15 protein-coding genes are annotated in these 19245 nt (G+C 64.0%); 9 read left to right on the top strand and 6 right to left on the bottom strand.

Translation table 11 applies throughout. The annotated features are described in order from the left end of the window. Positions 1-140 precede the first annotated feature (140 nt). The 3 genes from IVB47_RS20915 to IVB47_RS20905 all read right to left on the bottom strand — a co-directional run bounded on the left by IVB47_RS20915 (position 141) and on the right by IVB47_RS20905 (position 4286). Positions 141-1121, bottom strand: coding sequence for a glycosyltransferase family 2 protein (locus tag IVB47_RS20915; protein WP_247463853.1), 981 nt, complete (start codon positions 1119-1121; stop codon positions 141-143). 134 nt (positions 1122-1255) lie between these two features. Next, positions 1256-1825 carry a class GN sortase gene (locus tag IVB47_RS20910; protein ID WP_247463850.1) on the bottom strand — a complete coding sequence of 190 codons (570 nt, stop codon included), beginning with the start codon at positions 1823-1825 and terminating at the stop codon, positions 1256-1258. A 199-nt stretch (positions 1826-2024) separates the two neighbouring features. Further along, positions 2025-4286, bottom strand: coding sequence for a marine proteobacterial sortase target protein (locus IVB47_RS20905; protein WP_247463848.1), 2262 nt, complete (start codon positions 4284-4286; stop codon positions 2025-2027). A gap of 183 nt (positions 4287-4469) precedes the next feature. On the opposite strand from IVB47_RS20905, the gene IVB47_RS20900 reads away from it, so the two are divergent. After that, positions 4470-5240 carry a helix-turn-helix transcriptional regulator gene (locus IVB47_RS20900; RefSeq protein WP_247426651.1) on the top strand — a complete coding sequence of 257 codons (771 nt, stop codon included), beginning with the start codon at positions 4470-4472 and terminating at the stop codon, positions 5238-5240. A gap of 48 nt (positions 5241-5288) precedes the next feature. Beyond that, on the top strand, positions 5289-6794 hold the full coding sequence (locus IVB47_RS20895) for a hypothetical protein (RefSeq protein ID WP_247463845.1): 1506 nt from the start codon (positions 5289-5291) through the stop codon (positions 6792-6794). A 47-nt stretch (positions 6795-6841) separates the two neighbouring features. Here the strand turns inward: IVB47_RS20895 and IVB47_RS20890 are convergent, their stop codons facing one another. Further along, positions 6842-8062 carry an ABC transporter substrate-binding protein gene (locus IVB47_RS20890; protein WP_247463843.1) on the bottom strand — a complete coding sequence of 407 codons (1221 nt, stop codon included), beginning with the start codon at positions 8060-8062 and terminating at the stop codon, positions 6842-6844. Between the two features lie 84 nt (positions 8063-8146). Beyond that, positions 8147-9697 (bottom strand): long-chain fatty acid--CoA ligase, encoded by a 1551-nt coding sequence (locus IVB47_RS20885; RefSeq protein WP_247463841.1) that lies wholly within the window; start codon positions 9695-9697, stop codon positions 8147-8149. Positions 9698-9961: 264 nt separating this feature from the next. On the opposite strand from IVB47_RS20885, the gene IVB47_RS20880 reads away from it, so the two are divergent. The 7 genes from IVB47_RS20880 (at position 9962) to IVB47_RS20850 (ending at position 18680) form a co-directional block, all read left to right on the top strand. Next, entirely contained in the window at positions 9962-11098 is a 1137-nt protein-coding gene (locus tag IVB47_RS20880; RefSeq protein WP_247463839.1) for an acyl-CoA dehydrogenase family protein, read from the top strand. Between the two features lie 15 nt (positions 11099-11113). Then, on the top strand, positions 11114-12277 hold the full coding sequence (locus IVB47_RS20875; RefSeq protein WP_247463837.1) for an acyl-CoA dehydrogenase family protein: 1164 nt from the start codon (positions 11114-11116) through the stop codon (positions 12275-12277). Further along, positions 12277-12933, top strand: a complete 657-nt coding sequence (locus IVB47_RS20870; protein ID WP_247463835.1) for a glutathione S-transferase family protein — start codon at positions 12277-12279, stop codon at positions 12931-12933. The genes IVB47_RS20875 and IVB47_RS20870 overlap by 1 nt, the downstream gene beginning before the upstream one ends. A 181-nt stretch (positions 12934-13114) precedes the next feature. Then, positions 13115-13915: an AraC family transcriptional regulator gene (locus IVB47_RS20865; RefSeq protein WP_247463832.1), complete on the top strand. Its 801-nt coding sequence runs from the start codon at positions 13115-13117 to the stop codon at positions 13913-13915. Positions 13916-14113: 198 nt separating this feature from the next. Then, the gene (locus IVB47_RS20860; RefSeq protein WP_027514515.1) at positions 14114-14980 is read left to right on the top strand and encodes a 3-keto-5-aminohexanoate cleavage protein; all 867 of its coding nucleotides are present in this window, start codon (positions 14114-14116) and stop codon (positions 14978-14980) included. Between the two features lie 113 nt (positions 14981-15093). Next, complete coding sequence (locus tag IVB47_RS20855; protein ID WP_247463830.1) at positions 15094-16710, top strand: carboxyl transferase domain-containing protein; 1617 nt, start codon at positions 15094-15096, stop codon at positions 16708-16710. After that, a complete protein-coding gene (locus tag IVB47_RS20850) occupies positions 16707-18680 on the top strand; it encodes an acetyl-CoA carboxylase biotin carboxylase subunit (protein ID WP_247463828.1) in 1974 nt (657 codons plus the stop codon). The genes IVB47_RS20855 and IVB47_RS20850 overlap by 4 nt, the downstream gene beginning before the upstream one ends. 105 nt (positions 18681-18785) lie before the next feature. Here IVB47_RS20850 and IVB47_RS20845 read toward each other — a convergent pair. Next, the coding region (locus IVB47_RS20845) for an ABC transporter ATP-binding protein (protein ID WP_247463826.1) at positions 18786-19245 on the bottom strand (460 nt) is incomplete at its 5' end.

Genomic DNA, 19245 nt, shown 5'->3' with positions numbered 1-19245 from the left:
GTTCTTGTTGGCGGTGCGTCGCTCTGTTCTATGGCGAGTTCTTCGGACTGGCAACCACGTGGGCGGGCATGCCGTGCGGTGGAATGAGCGCGCGTCAGGCCCTGGTGATCGACATCCTCGGATCACTGCCCGCGCGTGGTTCAATATCTCAGCATGCCGAGCTTGTAGGCGTAGTGATAGGCCAGCTGCTTCGCCAGATAAGGAGCGATGGCGCGCCGGATCTGCATCTGTGTCGGTTCGAAGCCGAGAATGCGTCGCCGCAGGACGCCCATCTCCCTGACGCCGACCGCATAGGTGGATGCCGTCTTTTGTGCGTCATGGATTCGGAAGCAGGCGAGAAATCGCGGCAAGCGTGCGAATTTGAATCCCGCGGCTTGCGCTCGCAGGATGAAGTCCCAGTCCATCGCGTAGTGCAGGCTCTCGTCGATCGGTCCGATGCTGTCCCACACGCGCTTGCGCCAGAACATCGTCTCTTGGGGAATGTAGTCGGCATATCGCAACGCCTTGCCGTCATGGGGCGGCAGCACGGCGCGGCCGACCTCGAGTCCCTCGCGATCGATGAAGATGCGATGGCCGTAGACGACGTCGACATGCGGATGTGCGATGAAGTAATTTGCGACATAGGCAAGTGTCCCGGGCAGCAGCACGTCGTCGCTGTTAAGATAGGCCATGATCTCGCTCTCGACGCCGGCGAAGCCGAGATTGATGGCGCTGGATTGCCCCCTGTCCGGTACGCTGCTCCAGCTCAGGCTATCGCCTCGCCCCTTCAGGAGATCAAGCGTGCCGTCGATCGAGGCGCCGTCCTGCACGTGATAATACAGGTCCGGATAGTTCTGGCTGACGATGCTTCCGATCGTGGCGCCGAGATATTGCACATGGTTGTAGCTCGGCGTGACCATCGCGATTCGGGGCGCACCCGAATGGATCGCAGGTGCTGGCGGGAAAGCCGTCAGGTTGAGCAGGCGCGGCGGATATTGCTCGAAGGTCCACATCGGCGGTCGGCGCCAGAGGCTCCGAAGCGAGGAGCGTCTTTGCCCGGCGGCAATAAGATCCTGGTTCCGCTCCAAGAGCGCGACGCGGTTTTCGAGCTGTTCGAGACGCTGCCTGAACTCCTCGTTCATTCCCGTTCTCTCGCAATTGCAGCGCAAGTAATTAATCGGCCATTCTTACAATCGGCCATTCATATAGGTCTCTGGCCAACGACGCCAGTTCAGCGGTTCCACCCAGCGAGTGCTCCCGGATTGATTGCGAACCGCTATTCATCGGCTCCGACCAGGGTGGCATGCAGGATGTAGCGCTCGGGGCCGGACGCGAGCGCGTCGAACGGCCAGCAGGTCGCGAGCACGAGTTCGGCAGTCCGTGCCGCGGGATCGATCCCGGAGGCATCGAAGCGAACCACAGCGGAGGAATCCGCGCGAAAACGAAAGTGCTTGCCATCACTGCGTGTGACATCGATCAGGTCACCAATGGCGACATTCCGCAGGAAGCGGAAATGAGTGTCGCGGTGCGCTGCATATACGGCAACACCCCGTTCGCCCGCGTCAGCCGTTTGGCGGATATGGCCGGGCCCGAAAGCGAGCGCCTGGCCGCTCGCGCCGTCCAGCACGATCGCGTTGGCGCCGATCCGCTTCACCTCGATTCGCGCGACCGGCCAGGTATCGGCCCATGACCATGGCCTGACCACCTGGCCGGTCGCAACGCTCCGGTCGAACGCGCGCTCCAGCAGCACCTGCGCGAGCCACGCTTTGGCATGGATGTAGGCGCCGTCGCCGAACAGGATGATGCCGATCAGGGCGGGAGGCAGGGGAGAGATGAAGCGGGGCATTGTTTCCACACTCGTCATGCGGCGAGCGCAGCGAAGCAATCCAGAATCCGTGCCGCGGAAATAGCTGGATTGCTTCGCTGCGCTCGCAATGACGGTATTGCTTCGCTGCGCTCGCAATGACAACAAAAAGGCGCGCGCGGCCGTTGGTGTGGGACGGGCAGCCGCGCGCGCTAACAGAGGAGTTCGGGGGACTCCTCTCTCAAGCGGCGTCAGTGAGCAAGGTCTGACGCCGGTTGAACACGAACAGGAACAGGGCGAGCACGATCAGGATCAGGCCTGCGGTCATTTTCAGCTCTGCTGAGGTCGCGGTCTTGGGCAGGCGGATCGTATCCGGTGCAGCGGGCGTCGGCCGCCTCGTGGCCGGCTGGTTGCGTGCATCGGCGTGACGCTCGCGGAGCTGCGCCGGGACTTGCTGTCGTTCGCCAAAGACCTTCGCGAAATCCCAACCGGCCGGCAGGTTGATCGGCAACTCGCTGGGCTTGAGCGGCTCGCCTTCGGGACGGCTCGGCGTCTTGTCGACCGCGACGAGGCTGGTGAGCCGGGTGACGATCTGATGGTCGAGTGCCAGTGCCAGGATCGCCTTGTCGGAGTCTTCGGGCGTCATCTCGCGCAGGGTGCGCGCCACTTCGGCATCATCGATCTTGCGCTTGGCCCAAAGCTTCGACAGGCCTTTGCCTTCGGCCGCATTTTGCAGCGGCAGCGTCACCGACCATGGGCGGTCGCCGACGCGGCCCTTGATCTCGACCGAGCCCGCCAGCGTGTCGAGCTTTGCCGCCAGCACCAGCGGCTCGTCGCGATAGACGTCGGGAATGATCGTCGGTGTGACGTCGGCCTTGGCTTCGGAGAACTTTGCGCTCAGCCCGGTCACGGCCGGGTTCTCGAGCTTGGCAAACAGGCCGCGCATGCGCTCCTCGACCTGCTCGACGGAGCCGATATGGGTGAAGGCGCCGCGGCCGAGCTCGGCGGCGCGCGTCATCAGATAGGTATTGGGCGCCGAGCCGATGCCGACCATGAACACGCGCGAGCGGCCGCGCATCGCCGTGATCGTTTCGAACAATTGCTGCTCGTTGCCGATCGCACCATCGGTCAGGAATACGACCTGGCGAACCATGCTGGCGTCGCCGGGCTTGTCGGTCAGAGCGGCCCGCATCGCCGGCACCATCTCGGTGCCGCCACGCGCCTGCAGCGCGCTGACGAACGCGGTGGCTTCACCGACACGCTCGGCATCCGCCGCGACGGAGACCGGAAACAGCACGTCCATGGTGTCGTCGAAACGGATGACGTTGAAACGGTCGGTGGGCTGGAGACGGGAGAGCGCGTAGGCGAGGCTCGCCTTGGCCTGAACGATCGACGTGCCGCCCATCGAGCCGGAATTGTCGATCACGAATACCACCTCGCGCGGCCGTGGCTTCTGCATCGCCTGCTCGGCGGCGGGCGGGGTGACGAAGGCGAGCAGATAATCGGCGTCGCCGACGCGCTCGCGGAACAAGCCGACCGACGGCGCCTTCACGGCAGCCGGCTTCCAGGTCAGTTCAAAATCGCGGTCGGCAGGCACGGCACCGTCGGCAAGCGTGACAATTCGCGTCGTATTGTCCGGGCTCTCGACCTTGAAATTATGGTGGACGCTCTTGACCTCGCCGAGCGCAAAGCCGGCGTTCAGGCGCACCGTGATGCTGGTCGGATTGACCGGCGCATTCCGGGCGGGATCCAGCACGGGCGACGAGATGCGGTCGCGGTCCGGCACCGGGTCCGAATTCGTCGCGCCCCAGCCGGAACCGTCGTTGCGGAAATCGACGCTCTGGACGATCGGCGCCGGATTGTAGCGCGGCCCCACTACCAGCGGCAGGCGCAGCGAATATTCGTTGCCGGATTGGTGCACCGGTTCCTGATATTCGATCTGCACCAGCACGGTTTCTCCGGGACCGATATTGGCGACCGAGTTGGTGAAGATGTTCGGCCGTTCCTGTTCGGTGAGCGCGGCCTTCTGGCCGGCCCGGCGCGCCTCTTCGTAGATCACGCGCGCCTGCTGCCGCTCCTTGATGTCGCCCACGATGACGCGGTTGCCGACCACCATCTTCAGCGAATCGACGGCACCGCCGGCGGGGAGCGGATAGACATAGGTCGCCTCGACCCAATCCTTGGTCGGATTGCGGAAGATCTGGGTGACGCGGGCGCGCAGCGTCGGGCCTGATACCGTGATGTCGACGTCGATGCCGAGGCGGATTGCTTCCGTGTAGGCGCCGTCCTCCTTGAGGAGAAGAGACCCGGATTTGGCATCGCCGGGCTGGAGCAGGCTGGCCTGCTCCGTCGTAGCCGACCAGCCCGGCTCCAAGCTCACCAGCAGGGCCACGAAGGCGACCAGCATCACCGCGATGCCTTGCGCCAGAAGGAACAGTCCGACCACGATCAGTCTGCCCAGCCAAGGGTGTTCGTTGCTGTCCATCGTGTCGTAGGTATCCATTTTGCCTGCTCCCGAGGATGTTTGCTGGCTATGAGCATCCGCCGGGACGGCCCGATTGCGCGAGCAGAATGATCGGCAATGATCCGTCGCGGCCGGCCCGCGCGGGCTGCCGCCGGGGGGCGAAGTGCGGTTTTGTGCTGGTTTGTCCGCCCTGCTAGGATGTCGTCCTGGAGCAGGGCCACGATGCAGACGCAGGACAAATTCACTGACAAGCAGCTTTCGGACGAGCAAAGTCGCGAGATCGCAGAGACCATTCGCGAGGAGCTCGCCAGGCGCCGGATCTCCCGGCAGGCGCTGGCCGAGCAGGCCAAGCTCAGCCTGTCGACTCTCGAGAAGGTGCTCGGCGGCCGACGGCCGTTCACGCTGGCGACCACGGTGCGGCTGGAGCAGGCGCTGGGCGTCTCCCTGCGCAGAAGCGCCGCCGTGGTGACGCCTCCGGCCGCAAGCGATGTCGCGCCCGACAGCCTCGGCTCCTATGCACATCGCGCGGTGACCTGGCTCGAGGACGTCTACATCACGTTGCGACCGTCGTTCGGCGACAAGGACGCGATCTTCGCCTACCGCACCGAGATCGTCTGGGAGCCGAAAGTCTCTGCACTGGTGTTCCGCGAGGGGGAACGGACCGATGCCGCCTATGAACACACCGGCGAGGTCGCCGTGCCGCATCAGTCCGGCTTCATCTATCTCGTCATCATCAAGCACGGCCAGCATCGCGTGATCACGGTGTCGCGGCCGACGGTCGCCGGCGAAATGTACGGGATCATCTCGACACTCCGCGCCGGCCCCGGCTCGCAGCTGACGCCGATCGCAGCGCCGATCGCCTATGTGCCGCTCCGAAACTTCGCGAAGCCCTCACTGGGGCGGGTCGCGCCCGGCGATGCCAACCACGAACTGTACCAAAAGCATCTGCGCCGAACGGTGGAAGAATCGTTCGCGCTGTTTCTGTCGGTATAGTCCGCAAGAAATTATCCGGAATGACGCAGCATGCGTCTATAAGGGGATATGCAGGACGCGCCCGCACTCTACGACGGCGAATCTCCGCTGTTCTCAATCATTATCCCGCTCGAATCTCACCGCGGGCAGTGGGAGCTGTCCTGGCTCGGCTGGACGTCGCAGACTGCCGACAAATCGCTCTACGAGATCATCTTGGTCGTGCCGCCGGATTTCACGGCACGCGAACAGTTGAAGGCGTTGGCCGGCAACAGGGCTCGCCTCGAATTCGCCGATTCCGAACACGACATCGGGCTCTGCGCATTCGGCGCGACGAAGGCGCGCGGCAGCTATCTGTTCTTCACGGAATCGCACTGCCGGCCGGAACCCGACGTGATCGAACTCTGCATTCGCGCGATCGATGCTCATCCCGACTGGGCCGGCTTTTCCTGCCGTTCGATCCCGATCTGCCATAACCGGCTATCCGTGGCAGAGGCAGCCATGTACCAGGCCGACATCGAGTTCGGTATGAAGCAGCATCCCTGGCGCAGGATCCTGGATCAGTGTTTCGTGACGCGGCGCGACGTCTACCGGGAATGCGGCGGCTTGCGCGAGGAGTTCGGTCATTTCGCCGAATGGGTGCTTGCCGCCGCCTATCACGCGAGAGGCTATTCCCTCGGCTATCTCGAGGAGGCGCGCTTCCATCACTACTATGTCGGCGAGCTCGACGAGCTGAAGCAATTCACGCTCGACTTCGTGCAAGGCGAGATTCGCTATCTGAGCGAGGCCCGCAACGATCCCGGCAGCGAGCTGCTCGACATTCCGATCGAGTGGAGTTCGCGGAGCGAGGCCGGCACGTCGCTCGCCCGCAATGCATTGAACGCGCTCCTGCGCTACAGCCTCGCTGGCGGCGGCTGGAGACGGCCTGGCGAGAAATTGCTGGCGTTGTGGCGTTGGTCCGTGCCGGCGCTGCTCGGCGATCTCGGCGCGCGCGGCTTCGCGCGGCTGGGGGCATGGCACGCGCGGGCCGTGCTGGTCGTTCTGACGGCCGCTGGATCGAGCGAGGCGATCGCGCGATGGATGCGGCGATACATCGCCGCGCTGATCCGGCATCAGAGACTCGATTGCATTCATCGTCTCGGGCGAGATGCGCGGTCTGCCGGCGGGCTTCTTGGGGAGCAGATTATCGCGCAGACCGGATTTCATGCCGAGGAGTTCTCCGCCGGTCACACTTTCCGCTGGAGCGAACCGGAGGCTGCCGTGCGGATCAAGGGGATGCCCGGCCGCACCATCGTCCGCGTTCGAAGCCCGGCGCTTCGCGCGCCGCTGCATACGATCGACGCGCGATTCTATCTCGACGGCAAGCCCGTCGCGCCCGAGGCGGTCGTGACCGGTTATGATGGCTACACGCTGAGCCTCGATCTGCCGCCGTCAGGCATCGTCACCCTCGCCTGGGCATGCCCCGGGTTCAGAGGCGTCGGCGATTCGCGTCGTCTCGGTCTGTCCGTCGCAGGCATCGACGTCGGCCACGACATGATCGAGGTCGAAAGCGCGGAAATAGCGTCGTCGCTCGCTTGAAAAGAATAGCGGCCCTTCGGCCGCTATTCGGTAGTTTTTCAGTCGAACTAGCCGCCGGTTTCGGCGCTGATGATGTCGCCGAACAGCTCCCACTGGCCCTTCTTGAATCGCCACATCTTGAGCTGCTCGATCGGCGCGAAGTCCGTGGCCGAGGTGTTGATCTTGATGCCCGGGATCAGGGTGTCGGGGACGAAGTCCTTGAGGCTCGCTGCCTGCTTCATCACATTCTCGCGGGTCAGATTGTCGCCCGCCTGCTTCAGCACCTGCACCATCGTTTGGGCTGCGGCATAGGCGTAAACCAGATTGGCGTCCGAAATATTTGCACCGGGTATGTATTTGTCGACGAAGACCATGAACTTCTTCATGCCCTCATCATCCTTCCACTGCGGATCCGACGCGTCCTTCAGATAACCGGCCGACAGCACGCCTTCGGATGCCTCGAGGCCGGCCGGCTTCATCACCGCGCCGATTGAGACCGAGACATCGGTCATGAGATGCATCGGCTTCCACTCCAGCTCGGCAATCTTCTTGATCGCCTGCGCCGCAAACTTCGGGGTCGCGATGTTGACGAAGACGTCGGCGCCGGTCCCCTTGAGCTTGACGATATGAGCATCGATCGACGGCTCGGACGTCTCGTAGCTCTCTTCCGCCACGATCATTTTCGATGCCCTGTCGCCGAACACGTCCTTGATGCCGGCGAGGTAGTCCTTGCCGAAATCATCGTTGGCATAGAAGATCGCAACCTTCCCGTCCGGCTTCTCCTTCAAAATATACTTGGCGAAGATCTGCGCCTCGACGCGGTAGCTGGGCTGGAAGCCCATGGTCCAGGGAAAATTCTTCGGGTCGTTCCACTTGCTGGCGCCTGTGGCGAGGAACAGCTGCGGCACCTTCTTGGAATTGTGATACTTCTGCACGGCGGTCTGGGTCGGCGTGCCCAGCGCGTTGAACACCAGGAAGACCTCGTCGCTCTCGATCAGCTTGCGGATCTGCTCAACCGTCTTCGGCGGCGAGTAGCCGTCATCGTAGGAGATCCAGTTGATCTTGCGGCCGTTGACGCCGCCCTGGTCGTTGATCATCTTGAAATAGGCTTCCTCGGTCTTGCCGATGACGCCGTAGGCGGAAGCCGGCCCGGAATAGGCCTCGACATTGCCGATCTTGATCTCGGTGTCGGTGACGCCGGTGTCGTACGCTTTTTGGGCATACGCGGAGTGGGTCGCAAACAGCGTCATCGCTGTTGCCGCGGCAAGCAGGGCGAGTTTCTTGTTCATGAAAATTCCTTGGGGCTTCTTTGGGGTTTCTTCTGACTTTGGCACTTCAAAAAAAGAAAAGCGCCCGCGCGAGGGGCGCTTTGATCAGGCGTTGGCGGCTTTCTTGTCGACTTCGGAAGTGATCGAGAATTCCTTGCGCAAGGTCGGCTTGTGGATCTTGCCGGTGGCGTTGCGTGGTAACGCATTGACGAAGCGGACCTGGCGCGGACATTTGAAGCGCGCGAGATTCGCCGCGCAGTGCGAGAAGACATCGGCCTCGGTCAACCGCTGGCCCGGCTTCGCCGCGACGATGGCGAGGCCAACCTCGCCCCATTGCGGATCGGGAATGCCGATCACGGCGGCTTCCGCGATGGCGTCGAGTTGGTGCAGGACGTTCTCGACCTCAGCCGGATAGACGTTCTCGCCGCCGGAGATGTACATGTCCTTCCAGCGGTCGACGATGTAGTAAAAGCCTTCCTCGTCGACGCGTGTCGCGTCCCCAGTGTGCAGCCATCCGTCGGTGAACGACGTCTTGTTCGCCTCCGGCCTGTTCCAGTAGCCGGGCGTGATGTTCGGTCCCTTGACCCAGAGCTCACCGAGCTCGCCGATATCGGCGTCGCTGCCATCAGGACGCACGATGCGCACTTCGGTGTGCAACACCGGCTTGCCGGCGGAGCCGGCTTTCCGTGCAGCATCCTCGCGGTCGAGCACCAGCACGGCCGGCGAGGTCTCGGTCATGCCGTAGCCCTGCTGAAGCGCGACGCCACGCGCCTCCCACACCTTGAGCAGCGGCACCGGCATTGGTGCACCGCCGACACCGCCGACGATCAGCCGGCCGAGGTCGGTGGTCGCGAAGGCCGGATGCTGGGCCATAAACTGGTAGATCGCGGGCACGCCGAAGAACACGTTGATGCCCTGCGCGGGATCGTTGATCAGGCCGAGCGCCGTGCCGGGATCGAAGGCGCGCATGATCATCACGGTGCCGCCGGCATGCAGCACCGGATTGGTGTAGCAATTCAAACCGCCGGTGTGGAACAGCGGCAGCACGGTGAGCAGCACCGAGGATGGCCCGATGCAGGCGGGGCCGCCGAGATTGACGCAATTCCAGAAGGTCATGCCATGGGTGATGGTGGCGCCCTTGGGATGACCCGTCGTGCCGGAGGTGTACATGATGGTCGAGACATCATCGAGGGTGACCTCCTCGATTTTCTCGAGTGGCTTTGCAGCGGCGATGCCGGCCTCATAAGGCCCGCCGGGACCAAGCAGCAGGCTCGTCTCAATCCCACAGAGCTTCGCCACGGCAAGCGCCGTTTCGGCGAGATCGGTGTCGTGGATCATCACCTTCGGGGCGCAATCGCCGGTGATGAACTGGAGTTCGGGAACGGTGAGCCGGGTGTTCAGCGGCACGAAGATCGCACCTAACCGGCCGCAGGCGAATTGCACCTCCAGCGTATCGGTCGTGTTCAGCGCCAGCACCGCGACCCGCTCGCCGCGCGAGACCTTCAGCGTATGACGCAGAAATGAGGCGAGACGAGAGATGCGCGCATCGAGCTGCGCATAGCTGAAGCGGCGCTCGCTCGCGAGGTCGATCACCGCGACCTTGTGCGGCGTGCGGCGGCCATGGTGGGCGATCCAGTCGTAGTAACGAACGGCCAAAAATTCCTCCCTCGGCGGTCTGGTGCCGCCCGCGTCCCTGTTGCCATGCACCATGCCCGGCATGGCCCTGAGGCCAGCCGGAGTTTGTGCACCACGCCTTTTTTTGATCCGGAGTTGGCGCGCGACCGATGAAAATCGTCTTGCGTTGAGTTGCTAGAGCGAGCCTGCTCGGAGGAGAGCCTTGGCCAGCCACTCCGCGCAAGTGAGCCGTCAAAGTTCCGGCCATGGTGCAGGAGACGAATCCGCCAGCAGGGCGAGAGTGCGATGATGAGCCCGTTCTATACCGCCGAACATGACGCCTTTCGTGACGTGATGCGCCGCTTTGTCGACAAGGAGATTGCGCCCTTCGCCCACGAGTGGGACGAGGCCGGCGAATTCCCGCGCGCGCTCTATCGCAAGGCGGCCGAGATCGGGCTCTTGGGGCTCGGTTTCCCCGAGGAATATGGCGGGATCGCCGCCGACCAGTTCATGAAGATCGTCGCCAGCCAGGAGCTGGCGCGGGCCGGCGCCGGCGGCGTCAGCGCCAGCTTGATGAGCCATACGATCGGTTCGCCGCCGGTCGCGCGGGCCGCGCGCCCCGACGTCAAGGCGCGCGTGCTGCCTCAGGTGCTCGCGGGTGAGAAAATCTCCGCGCTCGCGATCACCGAGCCGGGCGGCGGGTCTGATGTTGCGAGCCTCCGGACCAAGGCGCGGCGCGACGGAGATCACTACGTCGTGAGCGGCGAGAAGACCTTCATCACCTCGGGTATGCGCGCCGACTATCTGACCGTTGCGGTGCGCACCGGGGGTGAGGGCGCCGGCGGCGTCAGCCTGCTCCTGATCGAGGGGGATACGCCGGGCCTGTCCCGGACAAAGCTGAAGAAGATGGGCTGGTGGGCCTCTGATACCGCGACCCTGCATTTCGACGAGTGCCGCGTACCGGCGGAAAACCTGATCGGCGAGGAAGGCCAGGGCTTCAAGGTCATCATGCGGAATTTTAACAGCGAGCGCGTGGGCATGGCGGCGGGCTGCACCGCGTTCGCGCGCGTCTGCCTCGACGAAGCCATTGCCTACGCCAAGGAGCGCAAGACCTTCGGCAAGCCGCTCGCGCAGCACCAGGTGATCCGCCACAAGATCGTCGACATGGCGCAGAAGGTCGCCGCGTCGCAAGCGATGCTGGAGATGCTGGCCTGGCGGCTGGAGCAGGGTGAAAGCCCGGTCGCCGAAATCTGCATGATGAAGAACCAGGCGACCCAGACCATGGCATTCTGCGCCTCTGAAGCCGTGCAGATTTTTGGCGGCGCCGGCTTCATGCGCGGCATCAAGGCCGAGCGCATCTACCGCGAGGTCAAGGTCAACGCCATCGGCGGCGGCACCGAGGAGATCATGAAGGATCTGGCGTCGCGGCAGATGGGATTGTGACGACGAGAGGAAGCAATGCTGTTTACCGCCGACCATGACGAGATCCGTCGTTCCTTACAGAAATTCATTGCCAACGAGATCAATCCGCACGTCGATGAATGGGAGCAGGCCGACATCTTCCCGGCGCATGAGCTGTTCAGGAAGATGGGCAGCCTCGGCTTTCTCGGATTGAACAAGCCGGTCGAATTCGGCGGATCCGGCCTCGACTATTCCTACGCGCTGATGATGGCGGAGGAGCTTGGGGCCATCAATTGCGGCGGGGTGCCGATGGCGATCGGGGTGCAGACCGACATGGCGACGCCGGCGCTGGCGCGGTTCGGCTCCGACGAGGTGCGGCGCGAATTCCTGGCGCGCTCGATCTCTGGCGACTATGTGGCCTGCATCGGCGTCTCCGAGCCCGGCGCGGGCTCCGACGTCGCCTCGATCAAGACCAATGCGCGCTCCGACGGCGACGATTACGTCATCGATGGCGGCAAGATGTGGATCACCAACGGCACTCAGGCCGACTGGATCTGCCTGCTCGCCAACACCGGCGACGGACCCGTTCACCGCAACAAGTCGCTGATCTGCGTGCCCATGAAGATCAAGGGCGTCACTGTCGCGCGCAAGCTCGACAAGATGGGCATGCGCTCGTCAGATACCGCACAAATCTTCTTCGACAATGTCCGCGTGCCCAAGCGCAACCGGATCGGCGAGGAGGGCAAGGGCTTTACCTATCAGATGATCCAGTTCCAGGAGGAACGGCTCTGGGGCGCGGCCGCCTGCCTGAAGGCGCATGAATACATCATCAACGAGACCATCGAATACACCCGCAACCGCAAGGCCTTCGGGAAGTCGATCCTCGACAACCAGGTCGTCCATTTCAAGCTTGCCGAGATGCAGACCGAGGTCGAACTGTTGCGCGCGCTGATCTACCGTGCCGGCGAGGCGCTGGTGGCGGGCGAGGATGTCACAAAACTGGCGACCATGGCCAAGCTGAAGGCCGGGCGGCTCGGCCGTGAGCTTACCGACGCCTGCTTGCAATATTGGGGCGGAATGGGCTTTACCAACGAGACGCCGGTCAGCCGCGCCTATCGCGACAGCCGCCTGACATCGATTGGCGGCGGCGCCGACGAGGTCATGCTGATGGTCCTGTGCAAGATGATGGGCACGCTGCCCGGCAGCAAAGGAAATTCCTGATGATCACGCTCTATCACTGCGACGGCGCGCGCTCGTTCCGTCCGCTCTGGATGCTGGAGGAAATGGGGCTTCCCTACGAGCTCAAGATGCTGCCGTTCCCGCCCCGGGTCTTCGCCAAGGAATACCTCGCGCTCAATCCGCTCGGCACGATTCCCTTCATGGTTGATGGCGAGACCAGAATGACGGAATCGTCCGGCATCTGCCACTATCTCGGCGTCAGACATGGACTGACGCCACTGATGGTCGGGCCGGAGGATCCCGCCTATGGCGCGTTCCTGAACTGGATGTATTTCAGCGACGCCACGTTAACCTTCCCGCAGACGCTGGTGCTCCGATACACCCAGCTCGAGCCGGAAGAGCGCCGCAATCCGCAGGTCGCCGGCGACTATGCCAAATGGTTCTTGGGCCGGCTGCGCGCCGTCGAGGCAGCCACCGCAAATACCGAGGCCTTGTGTGCCGGCCGCTTCACCGCCGCCGACATCGTGATCGGATACGCGCTCCGCCTCGCCGATACTATCGGGCTTGCCAAGGATTTTGGGCCAAATGTCGCAGCTTATTGGACGCGCTTGCAGCAGCGCGATGGTTTCAAGCGCGCGGTTGCTGCGGAGCAACAGGCCGGCGTCGAGCAGAACGTGGCGCCAAGAGTAAGGGCTTAACTGTCGTCCTGGCGAAAGCCGGGACGACGGTATTGCCAGGAGTTCCGTCTCGTCCACCACCCTCGCGGGCTGCCGACCTTTTGCGCTTCATGATAGCGCTATCCCGCCGTGACAGCGCCCAGATTTCCGCTAAGGTGACCTCCGTCCGCAGCGGCCAAAGAGCCGCGCGAGGAGGATCCCAATGGAAGATAACGGTCGCGAATCCGACCATTTGATGCTGATCACGCCGGAGCGGGTATTCTATGCCGGCCTGCTCGGCCGCCCCCGCAAGCGGACCCCCGGCTGCTGTCACGTCTATGTCGCGGTCAAGGGCAGCCTGCATCTGACGATCGATGATGCCCTCGCCACTGGCGAGCTGTTCGTCACCCTGCCGAACCAGCGGCATTCCATTGCCAGCGACTACCGCACCGCGATCAGCGTCACGCTGGAGCCGGAGAGCATGCCTGATGGCGTGATCGAGGTCCTGGCCGAGCGGCTCACCGGACCCGACAAGGCCGTCTATGCCCGCAAGATCCTCGCCGCCTACACGCTGTTGCGCCAGCGTCGCTATGGCGACATCACCACCGCCGAATTCGACGAGATGTGTTTTGGCGAAGCGTTGCCGCGCCGGGTGCTCGACCCCCGCGTGACGCGTGCGGTCGCCCGTATCGGCCGCTTCACAGGTGAGCCCGTGACGGCGGACACTTGCGCGGCGGACGCCGGACTTTCCGCTTCGCGTTTCCTGCATCTGTTCAAGGAAGAGACCGGCATCTCGTTCCGCTCCTTCCGCGCCTGGAAGCGCGCGCGGCATCTGCTGCACTTCGCCAACCAGGACCTCAATCTGGCCCATCTCGCGCAGGACATCGGCTATCCCGATTCCACCCATTTCAGCCACTCGATCCGCCGCTTCTACGGCCTGAAGCCGCGCGCGATCTTCGTCGGCTCGCGCGATCTTGCGATTTATCGCAGCAGCGAGACGGTGAGGCTTGCGGAGGCATCGTAGGATGCTCTCGTAGAGTGGGCAAAGCGAAGCGTGCCCACCTTCTTCGATCCACGCTGAGACAGGGTGGGCACGGCGCAAGAGCGCCTTTGCCCACCTTACGACATCTGGCCCCATTCCAGCTTCTCCGCGCAAGAAGCCGCATGCCGCCCATCACATGATCGCAAGCGTTGAATTATCAACGTGCGAGACATTCAAGGCATGAGCGACAAGGCCGTCATCACGTGCGCGCTGAACGGCGTGCTCACCGACCCGAAGCAGCACAACGTGCCTGTGACGCCCGAGCAGATGGCGCGCGAGGCCAAGGCTGCGTTCGATGCCGGCGCGTCCATCATGCACATCCATCTGCGTCAGCAGGCGCCGGACAAGGGGCATCTGCCGTCCTGGGAGGTCAGCGTCAGCAAGGAGATCCAGCAGGCGATCCGCGAAGCCTGCCCCGGCGTGATCATCAACCACACCTCCGGCGTCTCCGGGCCGAACTACAGCGGTGCGCTGGATTGCATCCGTGAGACCAGGCCGGAGATCGCCGCCTGCAATGCCGGCTCGCTGAACTATCTGAAGGTGAAGGCCGACAACAGCTGGGCCTGGCCGCCGATGATGTTCGACAATGCGGTCGAGAAGGTGAAGGACTATCTCGACGTCATGAATGCGGTCGGTACCATCCCCGAATTCGAATGCTTTGACGTCGGCATCGTCCGCTGCGTCGGCATGTACCGCCAGGTCGGCATGTACAAGGGCCCGCTCGAGTATAACTTTGTGATGGGCGTCGCCTCCGGCATGCCGTCGGATCCCGATCTGCTGCCGATCCTGATCAAGCTGAAGCGTCCCGAGGCGCAATTTCAGGTCACCGCGATCGGCCGCGAAGAGATCTGGCCGCTGCACCAGCGCTGTGCGGAGCTCGGCGGTCATCTGCGCACCGGTCTCGAAGATGCCTTCTATCTCGCCGACGGCAAGAAGGTGACGTCGAACGGCCAGCTGATCGAGGCCATCGCCGCCTGCGCCCGCCGTGCGGGCCGCGAGATCGCGAGCCCGGCGGAAGCGCGAAAGATTTTTGGGACGAATAGGTAAATTATCGCCTCAACCGTCATCGCGAGCAAGCGAAGCAATCCAGAATCTCTCGGTGGATGCAGACTGGATTGCTTCGTCGCTTCGCTCCTCGCAATGACGAGCAGGATTGAGTTATGTCCATTCTCGAAAACGCCATCTCCCCCGGCAGCGCCGCCTACCGCGCCAATCGCGACGGCATGCTTGGCCTGATTGACCGCATGCGCGCGCTGGAAGAGCGCACGCGTGCGGCATCAGCCGCGGCGAAAGACCGCTTCCACAAGCGCGGCCAGCTGTTGCCGCGTGAACGCGTCGCGCTGGTGCTCGATCCCGGCGCGCCCTTCATCGAGCTGTCCACGCTCGCCGGCTTCATGTTCGACGTATCGGATCCGGACAAAAGCGTGCCCGGCGGCGGCGTCATCGCCGGCATCGGCTTCGTCTCGGGCATCCGTTGCATGGTCAGCGCCAACGATTCCGGCATCGATGCCGGCGCGCTCCAGCCCTACGGCCTCGACAAGACGCTGCGGGTGCAGGAGCTCGCGTTAGAAAACAAGCTGCCCTATGTCCAGCTGGTCGAAAGCGCCGGTGCCAATCTGTTGCGCTATCGCGTCGAGGATTTTGTTCGCGGCGGCAACATCTTCCGCAACCTCGCGCGGCTCTCGGCGGCGGGGCTGCCCGTCGTCACCGTGACGCATGGCTCCTCGACCGCCGGCGGCGCCTATCAGACCGGCCTGTCCGACTACATCGTCATGGTCCGCGGCCGCACCCGCGCCTTCCTCGCCGGCCCGCCGCTGCTGAAGGCCGCCACCGGCGAGATCGCAACCGAGGAGGAGCTTGGCGGGGCCGAGATGCACACGCAGGTGTCGGGACTTGGCGACTACCTCGCCGAGGATGACCGCGACGCCCTGCGCATCGCGCGCGAGATCATGGCGGCGCTGGAATGGGAGCGGCCGGGCAGGGCGAGCGCGGAATATAAGCCGCCGCGCTACGACCAGGACGAGCTGCTCGGCATCATGCCGATGGACCACAAGCGCGCCGTCGACATGAAGCAGGTGATCGCACGTATCGTCGATGATTCCGACTTCACCGAGATGGCGCCGAACTACGGCCCGGCCACCGTCTGCGGCCATGCCCGCATCGAGGGCCAAGCCATTGGCATCATCACCAACAACGGTCCGCTCGATCCCGCGGGCGCCAACAAGGCGACGCATTTCATCCAGGCTTGCTGTCAAACCCGTACGCCGCTGCTCTATCTGAACAACACCACAGGCTACATGGTCGGAAAAGCTTACGAAGAAGCCGGCATGATCAAGCATGGCTCCAAGATGATCCAGGCAGTGACGTCGGCGACGGTGCCGCAGATCACCATCTATTGCGGCGCCTCGTTCGGCGCCGGCAATTACGGCATGTGCGGGCGCGGCTTCCATCCGCGCTTCTGCTTCTCCTGGCCCAACGCCAAGACTGCCGTGATGGGCGGTGAGCAGGCCGCCGAGACCATGGCAATCGTCACCGAAGCCGCCGCCGCGCGCCGCGGCAAGCCGGTCGAAAAGGAAAAGCTCGATGCCATGAAGGCGCAGATCGTCGGCGTGTTCGACGGCCAGATAGACGTGTTCTCGACCAGCGCGCGCGTGCTCGACGACGGCGTGATCGATCCGCGCGACACCCGCGCGCTGCTGTCGGAAGTGCTCGCGATTTGCCGCGAGGGCGATGCGCGCACGCCCCAGCGCATGCAGTTTTCGGTGGCTCGGCCATGAGGAACGGATCAACGCAGCACCGACCGTTCTTCAGGGTCTTGATTGCCAATCGCGGCGAGATCGCGTTACGGGTGATGCGCAGCGCGCGGAAGCTCGGGCTCGGTGTCGTCGCGGTCTATTCGGATGCGGATCGCGACGCGCTCCATGTGCAACAGGCCGACCAGGCCGTGCGCATCGGCGAGCCGCTGCCGACGCAATCCTACCTCAACATTCCCGCGATCGTTGCGGCCGCAAAGGCCAGCGGCGCGGATGCCGTTCATCCCGGCTATGGCTTCCTCGCCGAAAACGAGGAGTTTGCGCAGGCCTGCAAGGATGCCGGCCTCGTCTTCATCGGCCCGTCGCCGCAGGCGATCGAAACAATGGGCAACAAGGCCGGTGCCAAGGAGATCATGAAAAAGGCCGGCGTGCCCGTCGTGCCCGGCTATCAGGGCGCCGATCAGGGCGATGAGGTCATGCTCGCGGAGGCGAGAGAGATCGGCTTTCCCGTGATGATCAAGGCGGTCGCCGGCGGCGGTGGACGCGGCATGCGGCTCGTGACGGACGCGTTGTCGTTTCCTGATGCGCTGCGTAGCGCGCGGTCCGAGGCGAAGGCGGCGTTTGGCGATCCGACCGTGATCCTCGAACGCGCCATCCAGAATCCCCGTCACATCGAAATTCAGGTGTTCGGCGACAGCCATGGCAACGCCATCCATCTCGGCGAACGCGATTGCTCGGTGCAGCGGCGCCACCAGAAGCTGATCGAGGAGGCACCGTCGCCCGCTGTGACGCCGGAACTGCGCGCGCAGATGGGCGACGTCGCGGTCGCCGCGGTGAAGGCACTGCGCTACGAGGGCGCCGGCACGCTCGAATTTCTGCTCGATGCGAGCGGCGAATTCTACTTCATGGAGATGAATACGCGCCTCCAGGTCGAGCATCCCGTCACCGAGGCGATCACCGGGCTCGATCTCGTCGAATTGCAGCTGCGCGTCGCGCGCGGCGAGCCGTTGCCTGTGAAGCAGCAGGACATTCGCTTCACCGGCCACGCCATCGAGGTGCGGCTGTGCTCGGAGGACGCCGCGCATGATTTCATGCCGCAGTCCGGGCGCATGGCGTGCTGGCAGGTGCCGGATGGCATCCGCGTCGAGCATGCGCTGCAATCGCGCTCGGAGATTCCGCCGTTCTACGATTCCATGATCGCCAAGGTGATCGGCCATGGCGCGACTCGCGAGGAGGCAAGGGGGCGGCTGATCGTCGGCCTCGAACAGCTCACCGCTTTCGGCGTGACCACCAATCAGGCCTTCCTGCTGTCATGCCTGCGTCATCCCGGCTTCGGCAAAGGCGAGGCGACCACGGCCTTCATTGGCGCGCATCGCGACGAGTTGCTGGCGCCGGGCACGGACGCCGCATTCGATGTCGCTTTGGCCGGCCTGCTGCTCTACGTCACGAACCCGCAGGCGCCGTCGTGGCGCCGCGGACGGAGCCTCGCGGCAACGTTCCCGCTACCGGTGAAGATCGAGATCGCAGGCCGGGCGTATGAGCTAGAAGTCTGGCGCGAACGCGATGGTAGTTACACCGCCGCGAGCGACGGCCGGCAGGATAAATTCGAGATCGATCAACTCGATCTCGACGTGATCCGCTTCCGCCATGACGGCGTGATGGACAGGGCCAAATTCCTGCGCGATGGCGACCGGCTCTACCTCCAGCATCGCGGCATCCCGCTCGCGGCGACCGACCTCACGCTCGCCGCGCCGAAGGCCGCCGCAAGCAACGGAGACGGCAAGGTTCGCGCTGCCATGAACGGCCGCGTCGTTGCCGTCCTGGTCAAGCCGGGCGACCGCGTCAGCGCCGGTCAGCCGGTGATGACGCTGGAAGCGATGAAGATGGAGCACGTCCACAAGGCCGGCATCGACGGCGTGGTCGCCGCGATCGACGTCGCCGAGGGCGAGCAGGTGACGACGGGCCGGATCGTGGCCGAGATCGGGGCGGGGTAGAGCGGCAATCGTAGCTATCGTAGGGTGGGCAAAGGCGCGCAGCGCCGTACCCACCATCGTGCGGCAATTGCGATTGAATGGTGGGCACGCTTCGCTTTGCCCACCCTACGGTATCGCATTTGGTCGCCCCGTCCCGTCATTGAGCAAACACGCGACCTGGTGCACCTCGCCCGCCTCCATCAACGCCGGCCGCTCCGTCCTGCATCGCTCCATCGCAAACCGGCAGCGGGTGTGAAACGCGCATCCCGGCGGCGGATTGACCGGGCTTGGCACGTCGCCGTCGACCAGCGGTACGAGCTTTTTGGCAAGCGGGTTGGCGACCGGCACCGAGGCGAGCAGGGCCTGCGTGTAGGGATGGCGCGGATTTGCAAACAGCTCGTCCTTGTCGGCAATCTCGACGATGCGGCCGAGATACATCACGGCGACGCGGTGACTGATATGAGCGACCACCGCGAGGTCATGCGCGATGAAGAGGTAGGAGAAACCGTGCTCGCGCTGCAGGTCGATCAGGAGATTGATCACCTGGGCCTGGATCGAGACGTCGAGCGCGGAGACCGGCTCGTCG

It is taken from the genome of Bradyrhizobium sp. 62, from assembly GCF_023073035.1.
Taxonomy (GTDB): Bacteria; Pseudomonadota; Alphaproteobacteria; order Rhizobiales; family Xanthobacteraceae; genus Bradyrhizobium.
This window is presented reverse-complemented; position numbering and strand designations above follow the sequence as displayed.

Coding starts and splice junctions, on each gene's coding strand:
- IVB47_RS20850 (WP_247463828.1), top strand. CDS start 16,707: ATGAGGAACGGATCAACGCAGCACCGACCGTTCTTCAGGGTCTTGATT.
- IVB47_RS20855 (WP_247463830.1), top strand. CDS start 15,094: ATGTCCATTCTCGAAAACGCCATCTCCCCCGGCAGCGCCGCCTACCGC.
- IVB47_RS20905 (WP_247463848.1), bottom strand. CDS start 4,286: ATGGATACCTACGACACGATGGACAGCAACGAACACCCTTGGCTGGGC.
- IVB47_RS20870 (WP_247463835.1), top strand. CDS start 12,277: ATGATCACGCTCTATCACTGCGACGGCGCGCGCTCGTTCCGTCCGCTC.
- IVB47_RS20895 (WP_247463845.1), top strand. CDS start 5,289: ATGCAGGACGCGCCCGCACTCTACGACGGCGAATCTCCGCTGTTCTCA.
- IVB47_RS20860 (WP_027514515.1), top strand. CDS start 14,114: ATGAGCGACAAGGCCGTCATCACGTGCGCGCTGAACGGCGTGCTCACC.
- IVB47_RS20890 (WP_247463843.1), bottom strand. CDS start 8,062: ATGAACAAGAAACTCGCCCTGCTTGCCGCGGCAACAGCGATGACGCTG.
- IVB47_RS20865 (WP_247463832.1), top strand. CDS start 13,115: ATGGAAGATAACGGTCGCGAATCCGACCATTTGATGCTGATCACGCCG.
- IVB47_RS20880 (WP_247463839.1), top strand. CDS start 9,962: ATGATGAGCCCGTTCTATACCGCCGAACATGACGCCTTTCGTGACGTG.
- IVB47_RS20915 (WP_247463853.1), bottom strand. CDS start 1,121: ATGAACGAGGAGTTCAGGCAGCGTCTCGAACAGCTCGAAAACCGCGTC.
- IVB47_RS20900 (WP_247426651.1), top strand. CDS start 4,470: ATGCAGACGCAGGACAAATTCACTGACAAGCAGCTTTCGGACGAGCAA.
- IVB47_RS20910 (WP_247463850.1), bottom strand. CDS start 1,825: ATGCCCCGCTTCATCTCTCCCCTGCCTCCCGCCCTGATCGGCATCATC.
- IVB47_RS20875 (WP_247463837.1), top strand. CDS start 11,114: ATGCTGTTTACCGCCGACCATGACGAGATCCGTCGTTCCTTACAGAAA.